Raw genomic sequence first — 16,651 nt, forward strand, 5'->3', positions numbered from 1 at the left:
CAATAAGTGATGTTTACACTGCCCTGCGTTTTCAGTACTGCGGCAGGCGGGTATCCACATCCTGCGCCCACGCGTTAATGCCATCTTTCAAATTTAATACCCGACCGGTATAGCCAGCCCGCTGCAAGGCACGTATCGCAAACAGACTGCGCTGCCCGATTTTGCAGAGGAACACGGCATCCACAGCAGGATCGAATTCATCAATACGACGCACGATCTGCCCAAGCGGAATCACCTTGGCATCGGGGAACTTCACGATCGCCCGCTCGTGTGGTTCACGAATATCGATCAGCTGTAGCGGCTTCTCCGCATCCAACCACGCTTTCAACTCACGAGCCGTGACGCTTTCGATCGGCACCTCTTCTTCGTTAGGTTTTAAGCCACAGAACTCCTCATAGTCGATCAGCGCATGAATTGTCGGGTGCTCGCCACAGACCGGGCAGTTGGCGTCCTTTTCCAGCTTCAGCTCGCGTTGTTTCATCTCCCAGACGTCGAATAACAGCAGACGCCCGACCAGACTCTCACTACCGCCGACGATCAGTTTGATGGCCTCTGCCGCCTGGATGGTGCCAATAATCCCCGGCAGCACGCCCACTACGCCACCTTCGGCACAGGAAGGCACCAGCCCTGGAGGCGGCGGCGTCGGGTAGAGGCAGCGATAGCACGGGCCCGCTTTGGCATAGAACACGCTCGCCTGACCTTCAAACTGAAAAATAGAGCCGTACACATTAGGTTTACCGAGCAGTACGCAGGCATCGTTGATGAGATAGCGGGTAGGGTAGTTATCGGTGCCATCAACAACGAGGTCGTAATCGCGGATGATATCCAACGCATTTTTACTACTGAGCTGCGTGTTGTAGGTTACGACCTCAATATCCGGATTGATGGCCCGGATTTTATCTTTGGCGGACGCCACCTTCGGGCGATCGATATCCTTGGTGCTGTGGATGATCTGCCGTTGCAGGTTGGATACTTCGACAAAATCGAAGTCCACGATGCCGATGGTTCCTACGCCTGCGGCGGCCAAATACAGTGCGACCGGTGCACCCAGCCCCCCCGTACCAATCAGCAATACGCGTGCACTTTTCAGGCGTTGTTGCCCTTCCAGCCCGACTTCCGCCAGCAGCAGATGGCGGCTGTAACGTGCGATCTCCGCATGTGACAGTTCCGTTAGACGATCGTCGGGGATAATGCTTGGAATACTCATGCCCGCACTCCGGCACCACCCGCAATGGCGGGCACCAGAAGGACCTCGTCGCCACTTTTAACCGGCGTATCTAAACCACCAGTGGTTTTTATATTGGTTTCACCTACGTATAAATTGATAAAAGCGCGCAGCGAACCATTCTCTTCATAGAGATGCTGATGAATATCGGGGTAACCAGCAGCTAATGCCGCCACCAGTTGCCCAACCGTTTCACCTTCCAGGCTCACTTTCCCCTGACCGTCGGTAAAAGCGCGTAATGCGGTCGGAATCAATAATGTCACTGCCATCGTTATGCTCTCTCTGCCATGTTCAACATCAGGGCACATCGTCCCCATCACTTTGTTACTGCTTATCGCTGCTGATCACTGCGCAATGTCGACCACTTCCTGTTCAAAACGCTGTCGATCCTGCGTCAACCGCCAACTGGTGAGATCGGTAGATTGCCCCTTGGCAACAGCAACGATGATGTAGGCATAAAACGGCAGGGCATGCTCACGGTCATACTCGGACGGGATGGCCGGATGATCCGGGTGTGAATGGTAGAAACCCACCACGTCAATGTCCTGCGCTCGCGCCGTACGTTCTGCCAATAGGTAGTCGTCCGCCGTGATGATAAAACGGTGATATTGCTCCTGCGCCTCACGCGCGTTGACGATGGGCAGTAGCGCCGTCACTTGTGCATCACCGTTCTTGTCAAAACTCCCCAATAGCGCACCGCAACACTCATTGGGGTACGTTTTTTCGCCCTCTACGCGAATCAGGCGCTCCGTTTCCGTTGTTAATCGAATCATCAGCTTTCATTCCAAAAAGGATCTGCCAGATAGCGCGAACCGGTATCGCAAAGCAGTGTCACGACCACCGACCCACTCGGCAGCGTCTGAGCTAGTTTCAAGGCTGCCGCCACATTGGCACCCGAAGAGATGCCAGTAAAAATACCTTCGCAATTCGCCAGATGACGAGTGGTGGCATAGGCTTCTTCCGTCGTTACCGTCACCACGCCGTCCTGCAAAGTTTCATCCAAAATGCCAGGTTTGATGCTGCTGGCCATGTGCTTGGTGCCCTCAATACCATGCAGAGGAGACGCAGGCTGTACCGCTAACGTTTGAATACGAGGATTTTCCTGCTTTAGTCGCCGCGCACTGCCGACAAAGCTGCCAGAGGTGCCCATGCTGGTGATAAAATGCGTAATACGCTGGTGCGTTTGCTGCCAAATTTCCCAACCGGTTGTGGCAAAATGCGTATGGGCATTAACGGGGTTGTTGTATTGATCGGGGTAAAAATAGCGTTCGGGGTCTTGTTCCACCTGCGTTCTTACCGCCAGATAAGCGCCATCGGAACCTTCTAACGGATCGGTTTCTACGATCGTCGCACCGTAATGGCGAATAATCTGTTTACGCTCATTGCTGGTGTTCTGCGGCATATAGAGCACCACGTCATACCCAAGCGCCGCACCGATCATCGCGTAGGCAATACCCGTATTGCCGCTGGTGGCGTCAATGATCGTCTTTCCACGCACGAGCTTCCCCTGAGCCATACCGTCAAGCACCATAGCTTTTGCCGCTCGATCTTTTACCGAACCGCTGGGATTCATAAACTCCGCTTTTGCCAACAGAGAAACACCCGGCGTTTTTTCAGAAAAATGCGGCAGTGCTAACAATGGCGTATTTCCGACAAGATCAAGAATACTCATACTTATTTCCGTAAGCAGGGCGATTTATTCTTTATTTTTAATTAAAGAAAACAGAAAGCTGTCTGTTTTAAAAAACAGAGGCAGTCATAATGGAAAATTGTTATTAATTCTCATTTTCCGACAAAAAATAAATACCAGTGATATTATATTTCTACTAAAAAATCAGAAAGATAAATTAAAAAATCAAATCCCGTCACCATCTTTATATTGGCTTTGTAATAGGCTGGCTTGTCGAATATTGCTGTCCGGCGGCGTGTCGCGAGTTAACCACACGTTACCGCCAATACTCGAACGAGCGCCAATAGTAATACGCCCCAGCAATGTCGCACCCGCGTAGATTACAACATCGTCTTCAATGATCGGGTGACGGGGATAACATTTTTTCAAATTACCATTGCCATCGGTAATGAAGTTCTTGGCACCCAGCGTGACAGCCTGATAGATACGTACTCGTTTTCCAATAATTGCCGTTTCACCAATCACCACGCCAGTGCCGTGATCGATAAAAAATCCTTCATCAATCTGCGCACCGGGATGAATATCGATACCCGTCTGGCTATGCGCTTTCTCTGTGATTATTCGCGCCAGTAGTGGGAAATCCAGTTGGTAAAGCACATGGGCTAACCGGTAATGAATCACGGCGTGAATACCTGGGTAGCACAACAGCACTTCATCAATGCTGCGCGCAGAGGGGTCCCCCTGATAGGCAGCCAGAATATCACTGTCGAGCAGTTTGCGTATTTCAGGCAACTGCGCGGCGAACTGCTTGATGCGACTGATAACACGTTGATCGCCAGCCTGCGTATTGTCCAGATGGGATAATTCGCCAGCATTATAACGCTGCTCCAATAGGGCTTCTTCAGCCAGACGATCGAGCACGTTACCCAGTAGATACCCTACGTAATAGTCTTCGCTCTCTTTTTTAAGATCGGTGGCGCCTAAACGCATGGGGTACAAGATTTTAGATAACGTATCGACAATACTACTGACATTCTCTTTGGAGGGGAAAAGGCGCTTATTATGATAATCACCCTGTAGGTATTTATCACGCCATTGCTGACGAACGTCTTTTAATCCATCAACAATGCTGTCTAAATGCCAGTTGATATTTTCCTGTGAAGTATAAAAAATTTCACTTAATTGCGGCATGGTGTTCTACCTCTTAAAAACAGCATTACAATAGATATAATAAAAAGTTCGCAAACAATGGTCTTAACCGAATTAATTAGAATATGAATGTGATAGTGTGCCTTGCCGATCGGCAAAGCAAATGATTTTATGATCTTTAAATAGTCAACTTTTGAATAAATGAAATCCCACTGAACAACGTCTCTCAGCACCTCATGATGGCGTATCGGTGTCATTGCCACAGGACGCGCTGGTGTTTTCCAAAAACACGACATAAACAAGTACGTAAGCCTTGCCTATTGTTCAAGAATACCTGTCACCTCATCAACAACGTCTTTCCCAGAACCCATCTCATTTCTGCGAGCACCATTCCAAAACACAGTGTAATTCCACTGTAAATCCATCCACCTTCTTTCACGTTTTTCATCGTTGGAATACAGTTTCTGTGCTGCGGCAACATCCGCTGCCGGGCTTGGAACCCCGAACCTCTCAAGACTGAAAAACACTTTGTTTTTTCAGGGGCTGCGTGCACACTCTTTACGGTGACGCAGGCAGGGCAACCGCAAGGTTGACCGGTCTTCTTGAGAGCCGGGGTTCCAATCCTGTCTGTGTCACCACCCGAATTTGGAACCTTGTGTGGTGGCGGACTTAATTATCTCAAGGAAAAAATGACCATGACGGACACTCACGCCACACCCGCTGACAGCACCATTACTATTTTCCGTGACCTGATCGCCAGCCTGCCTTTTGCGCAGTTAGATGACGTTCAGCTCTGCGACCTCGGCGCAATTGCCGCCGAATCGGTTGAAGGCCTGTGCCACGGGCTGCATTACCTCGGCGACACGCTGCAAAATGACGTTGAACTGCCGCAAGAAAGCCTCAGTCAACTCGGCGCGTGCCTCAACGCCACCGCACACCTGATTCCGGCACTGCTGGAAATGTGTGAACAGGCAGAACGTCACGTGCGAACGATAACGTCAGTGAGTGACGTGCCTCTTACCACACAGTAAAAACAATACGCGATGCCTAACAGGTGGATGGTTCCCCTCACCCTCTACTTCTCAACTGTCGTTTATCCACAAATACAGGGGTTCATCGCGGATTTTTCCGTTATCCGGCGTAAAAGATTATGCTGAGGAGATAGCAGGCTTCGGATGAGCCGCATGGATGCGGCGAAAGCTTGCGCCACGTCGGACAAAAACGTCAGAGACGTTTTTGAACAGCACTAGTGCTGGCCCGAAGGGCGAGTCCCATTTATGGGGCGAGTAAACGTGTCGCAAGCGGTCCGTTAAGCCTGATACCGACGAAGGAACCGCGCCAGCGGCATAATTTTTGCCAAAAGCCTGGGGTCTCGGGGCGAGCGGCGTTTGAGCCGTCCCGAGTCGGGCGCGTGCTACGGGGTAGCATGAAAATGACGGTATTATCGCGCACGAAACTGCCTCAACAGCGGCATAAAAATGTGGATAAGAAACAGCCCTAGCAAGGGAATACAACCGATGCACGAGTAGTCACACCATGTAATCCATTTCATCTTCAGATCCGCTAAAGCTAGAAATAAGAAAAAATTAATCAGTGACGCGACCTGTATTTTTTCTGAAGTTAGCCGACTATTCTGACATCAGTTAGCGAGGTCGTAGTCAGCGAGATGAGATAGACTAACGCTTCATATTTCGACGACATTCACCTTGCAGCATAGGCAAACTCACATGGTTAAACGCACAGTGTCCGCCAATAAATCGATCGATATGTACGCCGTCTATGTTTTTGTGACGATGGCGGAAGCAGGAAGCATGACGGCAGCCGCCACGCGGTTAGGCCTGACGCCCTCTGCCATTTCGCAAACGATCCGGTTATTGGAAGAAGATTTCGGCGTGAAATTGGTTAACCGGGCTCGCCGCCCCTTTGTCCTGACGCCCTACGGCATTGCGTTGAAAAACCGCGGAGAAATCCTGACGGAGGAGATCGCGAACCTGAAGGCACAGGTGTTGGAGGCAGGAAAAGGGATTAAGCCCGACTTGCGTATCGGCCTGGTGGATTCGTTTGCCATCACCTGCGGTTCGGTGTTTACCAAGAGTTTGATGAAGAGTTCATCGCAGTTGCTGATTCGTACCGGGCTCAGCCCGCAGCAGGGTGAAGCGCTAATGCGCCGCGAGCTGGATATGATTGTCACCAGCGACCCGTTGATCGACAGCGATAGCGTGGTGCGTCATCAGTTGTTTTCCGAAGGCTATTTCATTATCACACCCCCGGATTACCGCAAACGCATCAAAACGGTTGAGGATATCCGCGAGCTTTCCGCCGCACTGCCGCTGGTGCGCTTTAACCGGAACTCGCAGATTGGGATGCAGATTGAGCGCTACCTACGCCGCATCGATGTGCGCGTGCCGAACATGCTCGAATTTGATAATGCGGATACCTTAACGTCAATGGTGGCGGCAGGTATCGGTTGGGCGGTCACCACCCCGCTCAGTTTTCTGCAATCCGTTGCACACTCCCGCGAGGTGCTGACGCATATGCCGGAACCCGTCAATATCAAGCGCTCGCTTTATATTGTCGGGCACCGTGATGAATACAGCGCGTTCTTTGAAGAAGCGTGCGATGTCACACATGACATTATCAAAACCGTATTTATTCCGAAATTGAAAACGCTGAACCGTGGAATAGAAAAACTGGTTGAGATTAACCCAGATAATACGGAATAACGGTTAGGTATAACTATTCACGATTGGGAGACAAAACATAAATGGAGGAATATATCCACCACTAGCCATTTAACGATGCTAATTCAATGTTCGTCTCCCCGAGAACGCTTTTTAGTCATGATTTGATAAAAATCGTGATGGGTTAGTGTTACCTGAAAATCAAAAAACAGGAAAGACAAACCCTAAAAAATCATAATCTTAATATTGAAAACGATGCTATGTACATCGAACAAGAAAAAGGAAGAAGAACCATGTCAACGAATATCCGTATTGAAGAAGACCTGTTAGGTACCCGTGAAGTCCCTGCTGATGCCTATTATGGTATCCATACGCTGCGTGCAATTGAGAACTTTTATATCAGCAATAGCACCATCAGCGATATTCCAGAATTTGTCCGCGCCATGGTGATGGTAAAAAAAGCGGCCGCGCTGGCGAATAAAGAACTGCAAACCATCCCACGTAAAATTGCCGATACCATCCTGCAAGCCTGTGATGAAGTGCTGAATAACGGTAAGTGCCTGGATCAATTCCCTGTCGATGTGTATCAGGGCGGCGCGGGTACGTCAGTCAACATGAATACCAACGAAGTATTAGCCAATATTGGTCTGGAACTGATGGGTCACCAGAAAGGTGAATACCAATACCTGAACCCGAACGACCACCTGAACAAATGCCAGTCCACCAACGATGCCTACCCAACTGGCTTCCGTATCGCGGTGTACACCTCCATCCTGAAACTGGTTGAAGCGATTACCCAGTTGAGCGATGGCTTTGAGCGCAAAGCGAAAGCGTTCGAAAATATCCTGAAAATGGGTCGTACCCAGTTGCAGGACGCCGTACCGATGACGCTCGGTCAGGAATTCCACGCATTCAACGTGCTGCTGAAAGAAGAAAACCGCAACTTGTTGCGTACCGCTGAGCTGCTGCTGGAAGTGAACCTTGGCGCCACCGCCATCGGTACACGACTGAACACGCCGGATGAGTACCAGAAACTGGCCGTTCAGCATCTGGCGAAAGTCAGCGGCCTGCCTTGTGTACCGGCTGAAGACCTGATCGAAGCCACCTCCGACTGCGGCGCTTACGTGATGATGCATAGCGCCCTGAAACGTGTCGCGGTTAAACTGTCAAAAATCTGTAACGACCTGCGCCTGCTGTCTTCGGGCCCGCGTACTGGCCTGAACGAAATCAACCTGCCGGAATTGCAGGCGGGCTCGTCCATCATGCCAGCCAAAGTTAACCCGGTTGTACCGGAAGTGGTGAATCAGGTGTGCTTCAAGGTCATCGGCAACGATACCTGCGTCACCATGGCGGCAGAAGCCGGTCAACTACAGTTGAACGTGATGGAACCGGTTATCGGACAGGCGATGTTCGAGTCCATCCAGATTCTGTCCAGCGCTTGCTACAACCTGCTGGAAAAATGCGTCGACGGCATCACCGCCAACAAGGAGGTGTGTGAAGCCTACGTTTTCAACTCTATCGGTATCGTGACCTACCTGAACCCGTTCATCGGTCACCACAACGGCGATATCGTTGGGAAAATCTGTGCCGAAACCGGTAAGAGTGTGCGTGAAGTGGTACTGGAACGCGGTCTGCTGACCGAAGAACAGCTGGACGACATTTTCTCCATCCAGAACCTGATGCACCCAGCCTATAAAGCCAAACGCTATACCGACGAAAACGAAGCCGTTTAATTATCGTTTTTTATTCATGCAGACCCGGAGGACGACACCCTGGGTCTTTTCTGGCTAATTATTTACTAGAAAATAATCATCGTTATTTACATCATAAAATCCAGCGCCACACGCACGACGTTCCTTCCAATAAATTTTCCAATTTAGCCCCTTAAATTATTTGAATAATCGATCAGGCCAAGGATCTCATTCGTATTGAACGCGCCAAATATGCTCCTGATGTATTTCTGTTCGGCAACTATCAACTTTACGAACAGGACACGCTGGCGGCCAGAACCACGCCGGACTGGATGGTGGGTGTCGGTGTGTCCGTCCCGCTCATCAGCCGTGAAAGCCGTTCCGACAATATTGCCGCCGCAAAAAGTGCAGAAATGCAGGTTAACCATCTGGAAGCCGACATGCGGCAAAACCTTGAAGTCTTGGTCGAAACCACATGGCGAGACGCTCGACAGGCGCTGGAGGAATTCAACTCGCTGTTATCCACACAAAAACCGGCGGAAGAGAACGTCCAATTACACAACAAGGCGTTTACGCAAGGCATGTCGACCTCGCTAGATGTTGTCGATGCGCTGAACAACCAGACATTCCGGTTTAAGGTGTCTTACGTTTCCGTCATGGGGGATTTCGCCACGTGGCGCACAAACAGATACCCGACAAGGATTCGATATACGGACATTCGAAGTGGAGGCGCGCCGTCTTCACGATTCAGGGAATATTGTCCCAGCAGACACGCCGGGACAAGAGGTTTACGGTTTTGCTGTACGTCTACACTATTTTCCCAACACGAAAGGAACTGAATTGCGCAGTGAAACGTTAACGGTTTCGCTGTGGTCCATGCCTTTATATTCGTGCACATCGGCTGACGTCCCCGCACTCACGACATCTTCCGCAAAGTGAACCTGCATCTTGGTAGGCACGTTGATGTCATTGGTTCCAATCCCGATAAAGACGGGAGGGGTAACATGTAGTGTGTTGTAGCGAAAATGCACCATTTGGTCATCCAATAATTTATAGATGTCAGACTTCAGGCTATTCTTCGCATTCAGCCCTTCTTTCATCACTTTTTGCGTCAACTCACCAATGCACATCTTACGTGCATCCTCTACGAGCTTAGCAGCTTCCGGCTCGAAATAATCACCGACATTAAGCCCTTGATTCGTATCGGTTGCTGACAGATAGATATACATTACATAAGGGAGTTTAGGGTCGCCGCCTTCTTCGATCCCCTTGGCAAAAATATCTTTCGCAGAGGTTTTATCGTCAAAATAGGGCGTGCCAGTCAATACGGTCGATGCGATGTTCAGATTCGGCGCATAGTCCGGCTGGTAACCCGTACTCGCAAAGGCCGCATGCGCCCCCTGTGACTGGCCAACGATAGTCAACTGATTGTGCAGCGGGAATGCAGTAAGTGATGCTTTGACGCTATCCAACACGCTCCATGCCTCACCACGCGCATTGAGGTAGTGATGCAAGCCAGCAGACCCAAGCCCCGCGTAGTCTGGTGCCACAATGGCAAAACCCAGCGACAGCCAGGTATTCAGATACTGAGAATCCCGCGCAGAACGTGGATTGAGGGACGGTGCGCAGGAGGTTCCCACGCCAATTGTCCCATGTGTCCATACCACGACTGGCCAGCCCTCTTTTGGTGCCTCACCTTTAGGGATGAAAACCGAGCCGGTGTCTTCCCGCAGGCTTTTGCCATCAACCCCACTCTTCGAATAATACTGAATCCGATACTGTTCCCCCGCCTCCATTAGGCCATTTTCCGTATCCAACGTCGTCTTTTCTATCAGGGTGCCCGGCGTTTTCGTCTCAGCGAAAGTAAACGGAGCCATCATCCCGATGGAGATGGCGAGAAGTAGCGCTAAGGGTTTTTGCTTTAGTTTAGGCACATGAAACATGACATTTCTCCAGAGTTATTTAAGTGGGCATCACTCTAAAGATAGTTCAGTTATTGATTAAATTGCGTGAAGGGATTTATTTTTATCAATAAATTCAATAGCTAGCTAATTTTTAGTCAAGAGAAGTTAACGCCATAGCAATCTTCACATTGGCATGACCAACGTCAGATCGACTGCCGAGTATTCACAGGACGAACCTATACGCTTTTGATACAGCGAACCATTCGGATGATAATGTGCGACTTCCGAGGCACGTCATGCCATACATGCTCGGAAGCCGCTAAAAAGAAGGGAGTTTATTCGTCGAAGAACCAGTAACCCTGGTTAACCAGCGCGGTTAATTCTGCCACAAAGGCCGGGTTCTCTAGCGCCTCGCCCAGTTCTTGTTTACCGAGAACGGTGTAACGACACAATGCGTCAGCCGCTTTTGGATCGACCACATCCAGCCGTTCACTGTTGATGAAGTAGCTACCGCCTACTTCCAGTACCCGCAGACCACTCAGACGCGTCAACACACCGCCGTCCATCAGCGCCTCCACCACCTCATCCTGCTCATAAGGTAGTTCCGTCGGAGCGATATCCAGCTCGTGACGCGGCGTCGTTACAAAACGACCGAACCACGCTTTCAGCGCTTCCGGTTGATTAATTACGTCAATCATCATCTCGCGCAGACGGTCAAACTCATAGTCTTCAACCCGCCCCGGATGCTCCCGACAGGTCAAATCAGGGTCGCTGTAATGCTCACCGCCGAGATCGTTCTCTAGCACGTAGTCAGCAAAGCTGCTGATTAAGTCTCTGCCGTTCGGCCCACGGAACCCTACGGAGTAGTTGAGCGCGGTTTCATGAGTGAAGCCATCGTGCGGGAAGCCTGGTGGAATATAAAGAATGTCGCCCGGCTCAAGATCTTCATCAATGATCGGTGGGAAAGGATCGACATGCAGTAACGCAGGATGCGGGCAGAACTGACGCATCGGCAGTTTGTCACCCACGCGCCAACGGCGGCTACCCATCCCCTGAATGATAAAGACATCGTACTGATCGATATGTGGGCCAACACCACCGCCCGGTACGGAAAAGGAGATCATCAGGTCATCTAAACGCCAGTCCGGCAACACGCGGAACGGACGCACGAGTTCAGCTGACGGCGCATGCCAGTGGTTTACCGCCTGAGCCAGCAGCGACCAACCCGTTTCCCCCAGATTATCAAAATGTTCGAACGGCCCGTTGCTGGCCTGCCATTGACCATTTTTATAGCTGACCAGACGGCTATCAACTTCCGCCTCCATCGCCAGACCCGCCAGCTCATCTGGTGTAATTGGATCGACAAAATTCGGGAAAGCATTCTTCAATACAACAGGTTGTTTTTGCCAGTATTTTTCTAAAAATTCGGGCCAATTAAGGTTAAGTTGATAAGCCATACGTTCACACCAGTGAGAAAACAAACGGGCATGATTATAAAGAGTGTGATTCCCTATCTACTTTGTCATTGGTCAATGGGCTGATAACTATCATGCAGCCTGCATATTTTTCTTTATTAGATAATGCCTTAACATACCTTCTTCAGGAAAATCAGGTAACGACATGTGCAACTGATAGCCTTGCTTTTCATAGAATGTAAGTAACTGAAAAATAAACGTATCCACAAGCGCATGACGGCACCCAAGACGTATTGCTTCCTGTTCCGCTTCCTTTACCAACGCACTACCGAGCTTCAGGCCTCTGGATTCCTTACACACCCATAGAAAGTATTATCTGGGCACTCTGTTGCTTGATTGGCCTATTCTTTAAACCACTGAGGCATATTTGACTGTTCCACAAGCACGCGGGTAAACGAGTCCTGATTGTTGTCATCTTTAGCACATTGAAGTTCTTCGAATCCCCATTTCCCATCACGATTAGAAAAATAAACTGTGTATTTGTCTGTATTGAATCCAAAATATCGCTCAGTGGAGTCACTAATCGTCAAAGAACCACAGGTTGCAGAAGTATGCCATTCACTACTCGTAGCCCAATCAAGTACGACGACTATAAAATTTTCAGTCCAGCGAGGTATGGCAGACAGCAGCAGAGCTGTTAAATAGCTTTCCGAAATAATAGATCACTTGGGGGGGAACTCAGTCCAAGTTGAGCGATCTGATCAATCGCTGAATATCCCAAATCACCAACCGGACTGAGTCATGCCGATCATAACACCTATCCAACCCGACGAGCGTCAATTGATGCAGAAAACCATGCAGACGACACGCGACAAGAACCATTATCGCAGGCTTGCCGCTCTACTAATGCTTGATGATGGCATCTCCGTTTCCGATGTGGCTAAACACCTTCAGGCTGCTCGTTCCACCGTCGGACGCTGGATAAACTGGTTTACCCAAAGTGGCGCCGAAGGACTGGAAAGCCGACCCGCAGGACGACCGCCGAAATGGTCGCCAGAGCCTGTATTGCCGCTGCTATCTCATCTGGTTGATTACTCGCCACAGGATGTCGGATGGCTACGCTCGCGCTGGAGTCTGGAATTGCTGACCATGGAGATAAATGGTTTTTTCAACATTAATGCCTCACGAAGTACCCTGTATCGCTGGGTTAAGATGGCCGGTCTTGTCTGGCGTCGGGCTGCCCCCACACTGAAGCTCTCCGACCCAGATTACGATGAAAAAATGACCGCTATTCAGGCCGCGCTGGCTGTCAACAGTTCGGAACATCCCGTGTTTTATCAGGATGAGGTTGATATTGCCCTCAACCCGAAAATCGGCGCTGACTGGAGCCAGAAAGGTAACCAAAAACGGATAGTGACGCCGGGCCAGAATCAGAAACATTATCTGGCTGGCGCACTGCACGCGGACACAGGAAAGGTGACCTATATAGGCGGAATAAAGAAGACATCAAAATTGTTTATAAATCTGTTGGTTAAACTGAAACGCACATACCGGCACGCCAGCATTATCACACTGATAGTAGATAACTACATCATTCATAAAAGTAAGGAAACCCAGCGCTGGCTGGCAGAGAATCCGAAGTTCAACCTGCTGTTTTTGCCGACTTACTCGCCCTGGCTGAACAGAATAGAAGGGCTCTGGCATAAGTTGCATGAAACGGTAACACGAAATCATCACTGTCATTACATGTGGCAGTTATTGCAGAACGTAGCCCAGTTCATGGAGGCTGCTTCGCCTTTCCCTGGAAATGCACCGGGAAAGGCAAGGGTGTAGCAGTATTATGAAAAGCTATTTAACATCAAGACTCCAAAAAAAGTAATTAATTGATGTCCTTTCAATTTATCTGATACTAATAGAAATGCTCCATATGAAATTGGTTGTAATATCATAAAAAATAAATAGCAAAAAAAGCCAACTTCCACCCAAGTTCAAGCAACGGAGAATCACGGACATCCATATTACTCATTTGAATAAAATAGCTAGCTGCATATGCACTTGTAATGAAATATTATAAAGACACGCCACTAATAACAACAAATACAATGAATGCTAAAATAAACCAGCGAGCTAACCATACAAATCCAATGTTTAGTAAAAATAAAGATGACGCAAAAAAAACCAAGCTAATAATGACATGCCGCTCAGTTGCCGTTATTTATTACTTAATTATTTCCCACCAAATCCAACCCACCGGGAAAGTGATTGAGCCAGTGGGTGACCATGTACTCATCGAACGGCGCGAGGCCCAGGGCTTGCCGGTTGCCCCACAGTTCTCGGATATCTTGCGTGGTGATGACAATGTAGTCGGACATGATGCGTAGTTTAAGCGTCTGCTCGGTACTGGATCCTGCCTCTTCAGCCACTGCCCTTCGCATAATTTAGTGGCACTGACCATTTCTACTATCCGCAAGCATGGCCCGTCATACACTCTCTTACGGAGCTTCCGGGGTGAGCACGCCTGCTTTGGACTGCCGACCTGCTTAACTTTCATGCCGTTACGTGAACACGTACCCAAAGCACTTTTGATCGGTAACGCCGATCGATACGATAGCATCGATCTATCAAAACGATTATCTTTTAATTCCTCGCGCCGCTAAGCTATTGCCGAGAATAACCATAACGTAATGTTTTATCTGTTTTTATTTCCATTGTCGGGAATGGGCTAACTATTGCCTGTTATCCAGTGAATCAATAATCAGCAGATGAAAACCATCCCGTTGTTTTTGCCAAATCAGGACAGGTGCGCAATGACGCCGATTACCTCTCTTTATTTAACAATATTGAATCAACAGGGTAAATCGGCCACCCGACTGAGCCAGGCGATTGAACGGCTTTCGTCGGGTCTGCGCATCAATGGCGCGAAGGATGATGCCGCTGGTCAGGCGATTGCCAACCGGATGACCGCCAATCTGAATGCCAACAGCGTCATCACCAATGGTATGAAAGATGGCCTCAGCCTAATGCAAACTGCCGAGAGCGGGTTGAATACCATCAATAGCCTGATACAACGTGGCAGGCAACTCGCAATGCAGGCGGCAAACGGAACGTTGTCAGATACCGACCAGACCAGCCTGAACAGTGAATATCAGCAGATTAGGGAAGAAATCGACCGCATCGCTTCATCGACACAGATCTTTGGCCGCTATCCGCTGGCTCCTGCTGAACCGAGCCCTCAGCCTGCCAAATTAGGGACAACCTTGCCACTGGCTGAAAAGTTTCCCGTCCCCAATATCAATCATCAATTTCCCTCTGGGGTCATTTCGCTGGCTTACATTCCTGCTGGCGCAAAAAATATCACCATCACCATCGACTCATTGAGCGCCGATGACGATATCCAGCTATTTGCACGAGATGGCAGGCATCTGGCCGGTACACCCGCAGAAGGTACAGACGCCGATATCGTCTGGTCAGTAAATGGTGTGACAGATGAAAGTACCATGAATACCGCCGTGATTACGCAAGACAACGGCTTTTTACCTGGAGCCACCTACTCGGCAGATTCGCTGCTGCAAGCCGGGAAATACAATATCAACACAGGGGCACAGACCACTTATCAGGGTATGACCATCACCTACAGCGGTGATGGCGACCGTTTTGAAGATGCCAACACTGGGGACTTTAACGATGGAAATGTGGCCGCAGCAAACCAGCTGGAAAAAATTCACATTGATGAGGTGACAGAAGATCTGATTGTCATTGTGGTTGGCAGCGGCGTGTTTTACAGCAACGCAAGCTGGGATGAACTTCCCACACCGACAGAGCCTGCCCCGCCACTGCCGCCCTCCGTACCCATCAGCAAAGAAACGACGTTTGTCATCGGGGCAAGTTTCGGTGATGCACTACAAACGGTCACTATTAACCCAACGCCAGCAGACAGCCAGTCACTGGGGCTTTCCTCTGTGACGCTAAGTACACCAGCACAGGCCAGTGAAGCATTAGCCACGTTCGATAATGCACTCAAAACGCTGGACGGTTACCGCAGCGAATACGGCAGCCAGATGAACCGCTTTGAATCCGTCACTGCCGTGCTGTCGCAGGAGAAGGTTGCCACCGCTGCCGCCCGCTCACGCATATTGGATGCCAATTACGCCATTGAGGTTTCCGCGATGACAAAAAACCAGATCCTGCAACAGGTTTCTCTGTCCGTCTTGTCACAAGCCAATCAGCAGTCGGGAAACGTATTAAAGCTGTTACAGGGATGATGTGCCGTCAGGAGTACCACTTTGCTATTTTTCTACTGAATCACTATCATCATGAGCATTGAAATATTCAGCCACTGCCCTTTCACCACGGCAGCGTTTGCCTGTCTGGGAAATAGGGATGGCGGTAATGTACCCATCACTGTTGTTGATATTGAACACGGTATCGACATGACGCTATTGACTCGCATCATTACCGATCGTCAACGGACATTCATTATTATTCTCAACAACCGCAAACATACACCGGTAATGGTGGCTAAAAAGGTATTACTGTTATCAAAACACGCATCAATTAGCACGATTAAAAAGGTTCTCTCTGCAATGTCATCGCCCAGGGAAATAAAAGGTAAGACGATATCGTTATCACCGAATGAGAAAGTATTTTTCGGCTATTGGTTGGATGGAATATCAATTAAAGATATCGCAAAAAAAATGACGATAACCCATAAAACCGCCAACAACATGAAAAATAATATCTACAAGAAATATGGCATAAAAGATCTGCTCACCTTTTTACTCATCGCCAGAATCTCACATATGCAAAGTATCACTGATGCTGAACATCACAGGGTTATCTACGTTGATAAGGTGGCGTGAGGTAACATTCTGAGAGCAACAGGAAGCTTGAATCCCTCTGATTTTTCGAGCATTATCGCAATATATTCCCTTTTCAGCCCGTGTTGCATATGTCATC

The 16,651-nt window shown here is 49.3% G+C and carries 14 protein-coding genes and 2 pseudogenes; 7 read left to right on the forward strand and 9 right to left on the reverse strand.

Annotated elements, in window-relative coordinates; genetic code table 11:
* Positions 1 to 31: 31 nt before the first annotated feature.
* The 5 genes from moeB to epsC form a co-directional block, all read right to left on the reverse strand.
* The gene (gene moeB, locus AACH44_RS18040; RefSeq protein WP_248465364.1) at positions 32 to 1,207 is read right to left on the reverse strand and encodes a molybdopterin-synthase adenylyltransferase MoeB; all 1,176 of its coding nucleotides are present in this window, start codon (positions 1,205 to 1,207) and stop codon (positions 32 to 34) included.
* A complete protein-coding gene (locus tag AACH44_RS18045) occupies positions 1,204 to 1,494 on the reverse strand; it encodes a MoaD/ThiS family protein (RefSeq protein WP_039354946.1) in 291 nt (96 codons plus the stop codon). The genes moeB and AACH44_RS18045 overlap by 4 nt, the downstream gene beginning before the upstream one ends.
* 75 nt (positions 1,495 to 1,569) lie before the next feature.
* Positions 1,570 to 1,998: a Mov34/MPN/PAD-1 family protein gene (locus AACH44_RS18050; protein ID WP_116586211.1), complete on the reverse strand. Its 429-nt coding sequence runs from the start codon at positions 1,996 to 1,998 to the stop codon at positions 1,570 to 1,572.
* Complete coding sequence (locus AACH44_RS18055; RefSeq protein ID WP_338659368.1) at positions 1,998 to 2,897, reverse strand: PLP-dependent cysteine synthase family protein; 900 nt, start codon at positions 2,895 to 2,897, stop codon at positions 1,998 to 2,000. The genes AACH44_RS18050 and AACH44_RS18055 overlap by 1 nt, the downstream gene beginning before the upstream one ends.
* Before the next feature lie 183 nt (positions 2,898 to 3,080).
* Positions 3,081 to 4,046 (reverse strand): serine O-acetyltransferase EpsC, encoded by a 966-nt coding sequence (epsC, locus tag AACH44_RS18060; protein ID WP_338659369.1) that lies wholly within the window; start codon positions 4,044 to 4,046, stop codon positions 3,081 to 3,083.
* Between the two features lie 653 nt (positions 4,047 to 4,699).
* Here epsC and AACH44_RS18065 point away from each other — a divergent pair.
* From AACH44_RS18065 to AACH44_RS18080, 4 genes and pseudogenes are all read left to right on the forward strand, one after another.
* The gene (locus tag AACH44_RS18065; protein WP_338659370.1) at positions 4,700 to 5,035 is read left to right on the forward strand and encodes a hypothetical protein; all 336 of its coding nucleotides are present in this window, start codon (positions 4,700 to 4,702) and stop codon (positions 5,033 to 5,035) included.
* 696 nt (positions 5,036 to 5,731) lie between these two features.
* Positions 5,732 to 6,727: a LysR family transcriptional regulator gene (locus AACH44_RS18070; protein WP_261849235.1), complete on the forward strand. Its 996-nt coding sequence runs from the start codon at positions 5,732 to 5,734 to the stop codon at positions 6,725 to 6,727.
* Between the two features lie 251 nt (positions 6,728 to 6,978).
* Positions 6,979 to 8,418 carry an aspartate ammonia-lyase gene (gene aspA, locus AACH44_RS18075; protein WP_338659371.1) on the forward strand — a complete coding sequence of 480 codons (1,440 nt, stop codon included), beginning with the start codon at positions 6,979 to 6,981 and terminating at the stop codon, positions 8,416 to 8,418.
* Positions 8,419 to 8,588: 170 nt separating this feature from the next.
* A pseudogene (locus AACH44_RS18080) lies at positions 8,589 to 8,993 on the forward strand (TolC family protein); the annotation flags it as partial.
* Between the two features lie 195 nt (positions 8,994 to 9,188).
* Here the strand turns inward: AACH44_RS18080 and AACH44_RS18085 are convergent.
* The 3 genes and pseudogenes from AACH44_RS18085 to AACH44_RS18095 form a co-directional block, all read right to left on the reverse strand.
* The gene (locus AACH44_RS18085) at positions 9,189 to 10,319 is read right to left on the reverse strand and encodes a lipase family protein (protein ID WP_338659372.1); all 1,131 of its coding nucleotides are present in this window, start codon (positions 10,317 to 10,319) and stop codon (positions 9,189 to 9,191) included.
* A 296-nt stretch (positions 10,320 to 10,615) separates the two neighbouring features.
* Positions 10,616 to 11,737 carry a cupin domain-containing protein gene (locus tag AACH44_RS18090; RefSeq protein WP_338659373.1) on the reverse strand — a complete coding sequence of 374 codons (1,122 nt, stop codon included), beginning with the start codon at positions 11,735 to 11,737 and terminating at the stop codon, positions 10,616 to 10,618.
* Positions 11,738 to 11,827: 90 nt separating this feature from the next.
* Positions 11,828 to 12,064 (reverse strand): annotated as a pseudogene (locus AACH44_RS18095) (GNAT family N-acetyltransferase); the annotation flags it as partial.
* 432 nt (positions 12,065 to 12,496) lie between these two features.
* Here AACH44_RS18095 and AACH44_RS18100 point away from each other — a divergent pair.
* A complete protein-coding gene (locus tag AACH44_RS18100; RefSeq protein WP_338659344.1) occupies positions 12,497 to 13,528 on the forward strand; it encodes an IS630 family transposase in 1,032 nt (343 codons plus the stop codon).
* A 389-nt stretch (positions 13,529 to 13,917) separates the two neighbouring features.
* Here the strand turns inward: AACH44_RS18100 and AACH44_RS18105 are convergent, their stop codons facing one another.
* Entirely contained in the window at positions 13,918 to 14,130 is a 213-nt protein-coding gene (locus tag AACH44_RS18105) for a hypothetical protein (RefSeq protein ID WP_261850148.1), read from the reverse strand.
* Between the two features lie 372 nt (positions 14,131 to 14,502).
* On the opposite strand from AACH44_RS18105, the gene AACH44_RS18110 reads away from it, so the two are divergent.
* Both AACH44_RS18110 and AACH44_RS18115 read left to right on the forward strand, forming a co-directional pair.
* On the forward strand, positions 14,503 to 15,957 hold the full coding sequence (locus tag AACH44_RS18110) for a flagellin (RefSeq protein WP_261850149.1): 1,455 nt from the start codon (positions 14,503 to 14,505) through the stop codon (positions 15,955 to 15,957).
* A gap of 51 nt (positions 15,958 to 16,008) precedes the next feature.
* On the forward strand, positions 16,009 to 16,554 hold the full coding sequence (locus AACH44_RS18115) for a helix-turn-helix transcriptional regulator (RefSeq protein ID WP_261850150.1): 546 nt from the start codon (positions 16,009 to 16,011) through the stop codon (positions 16,552 to 16,554).
* The last annotated feature ends 97 nt before the right edge of the window (positions 16,555 to 16,651 follow it).

Origin of the sequence: Pectobacterium araliae (assembly GCF_037076465.1) — a bacterium.
GTDB classification, from domain to species: domain Bacteria; phylum Pseudomonadota; class Gammaproteobacteria; order Enterobacterales; family Enterobacteriaceae; genus Pectobacterium; species Pectobacterium araliae.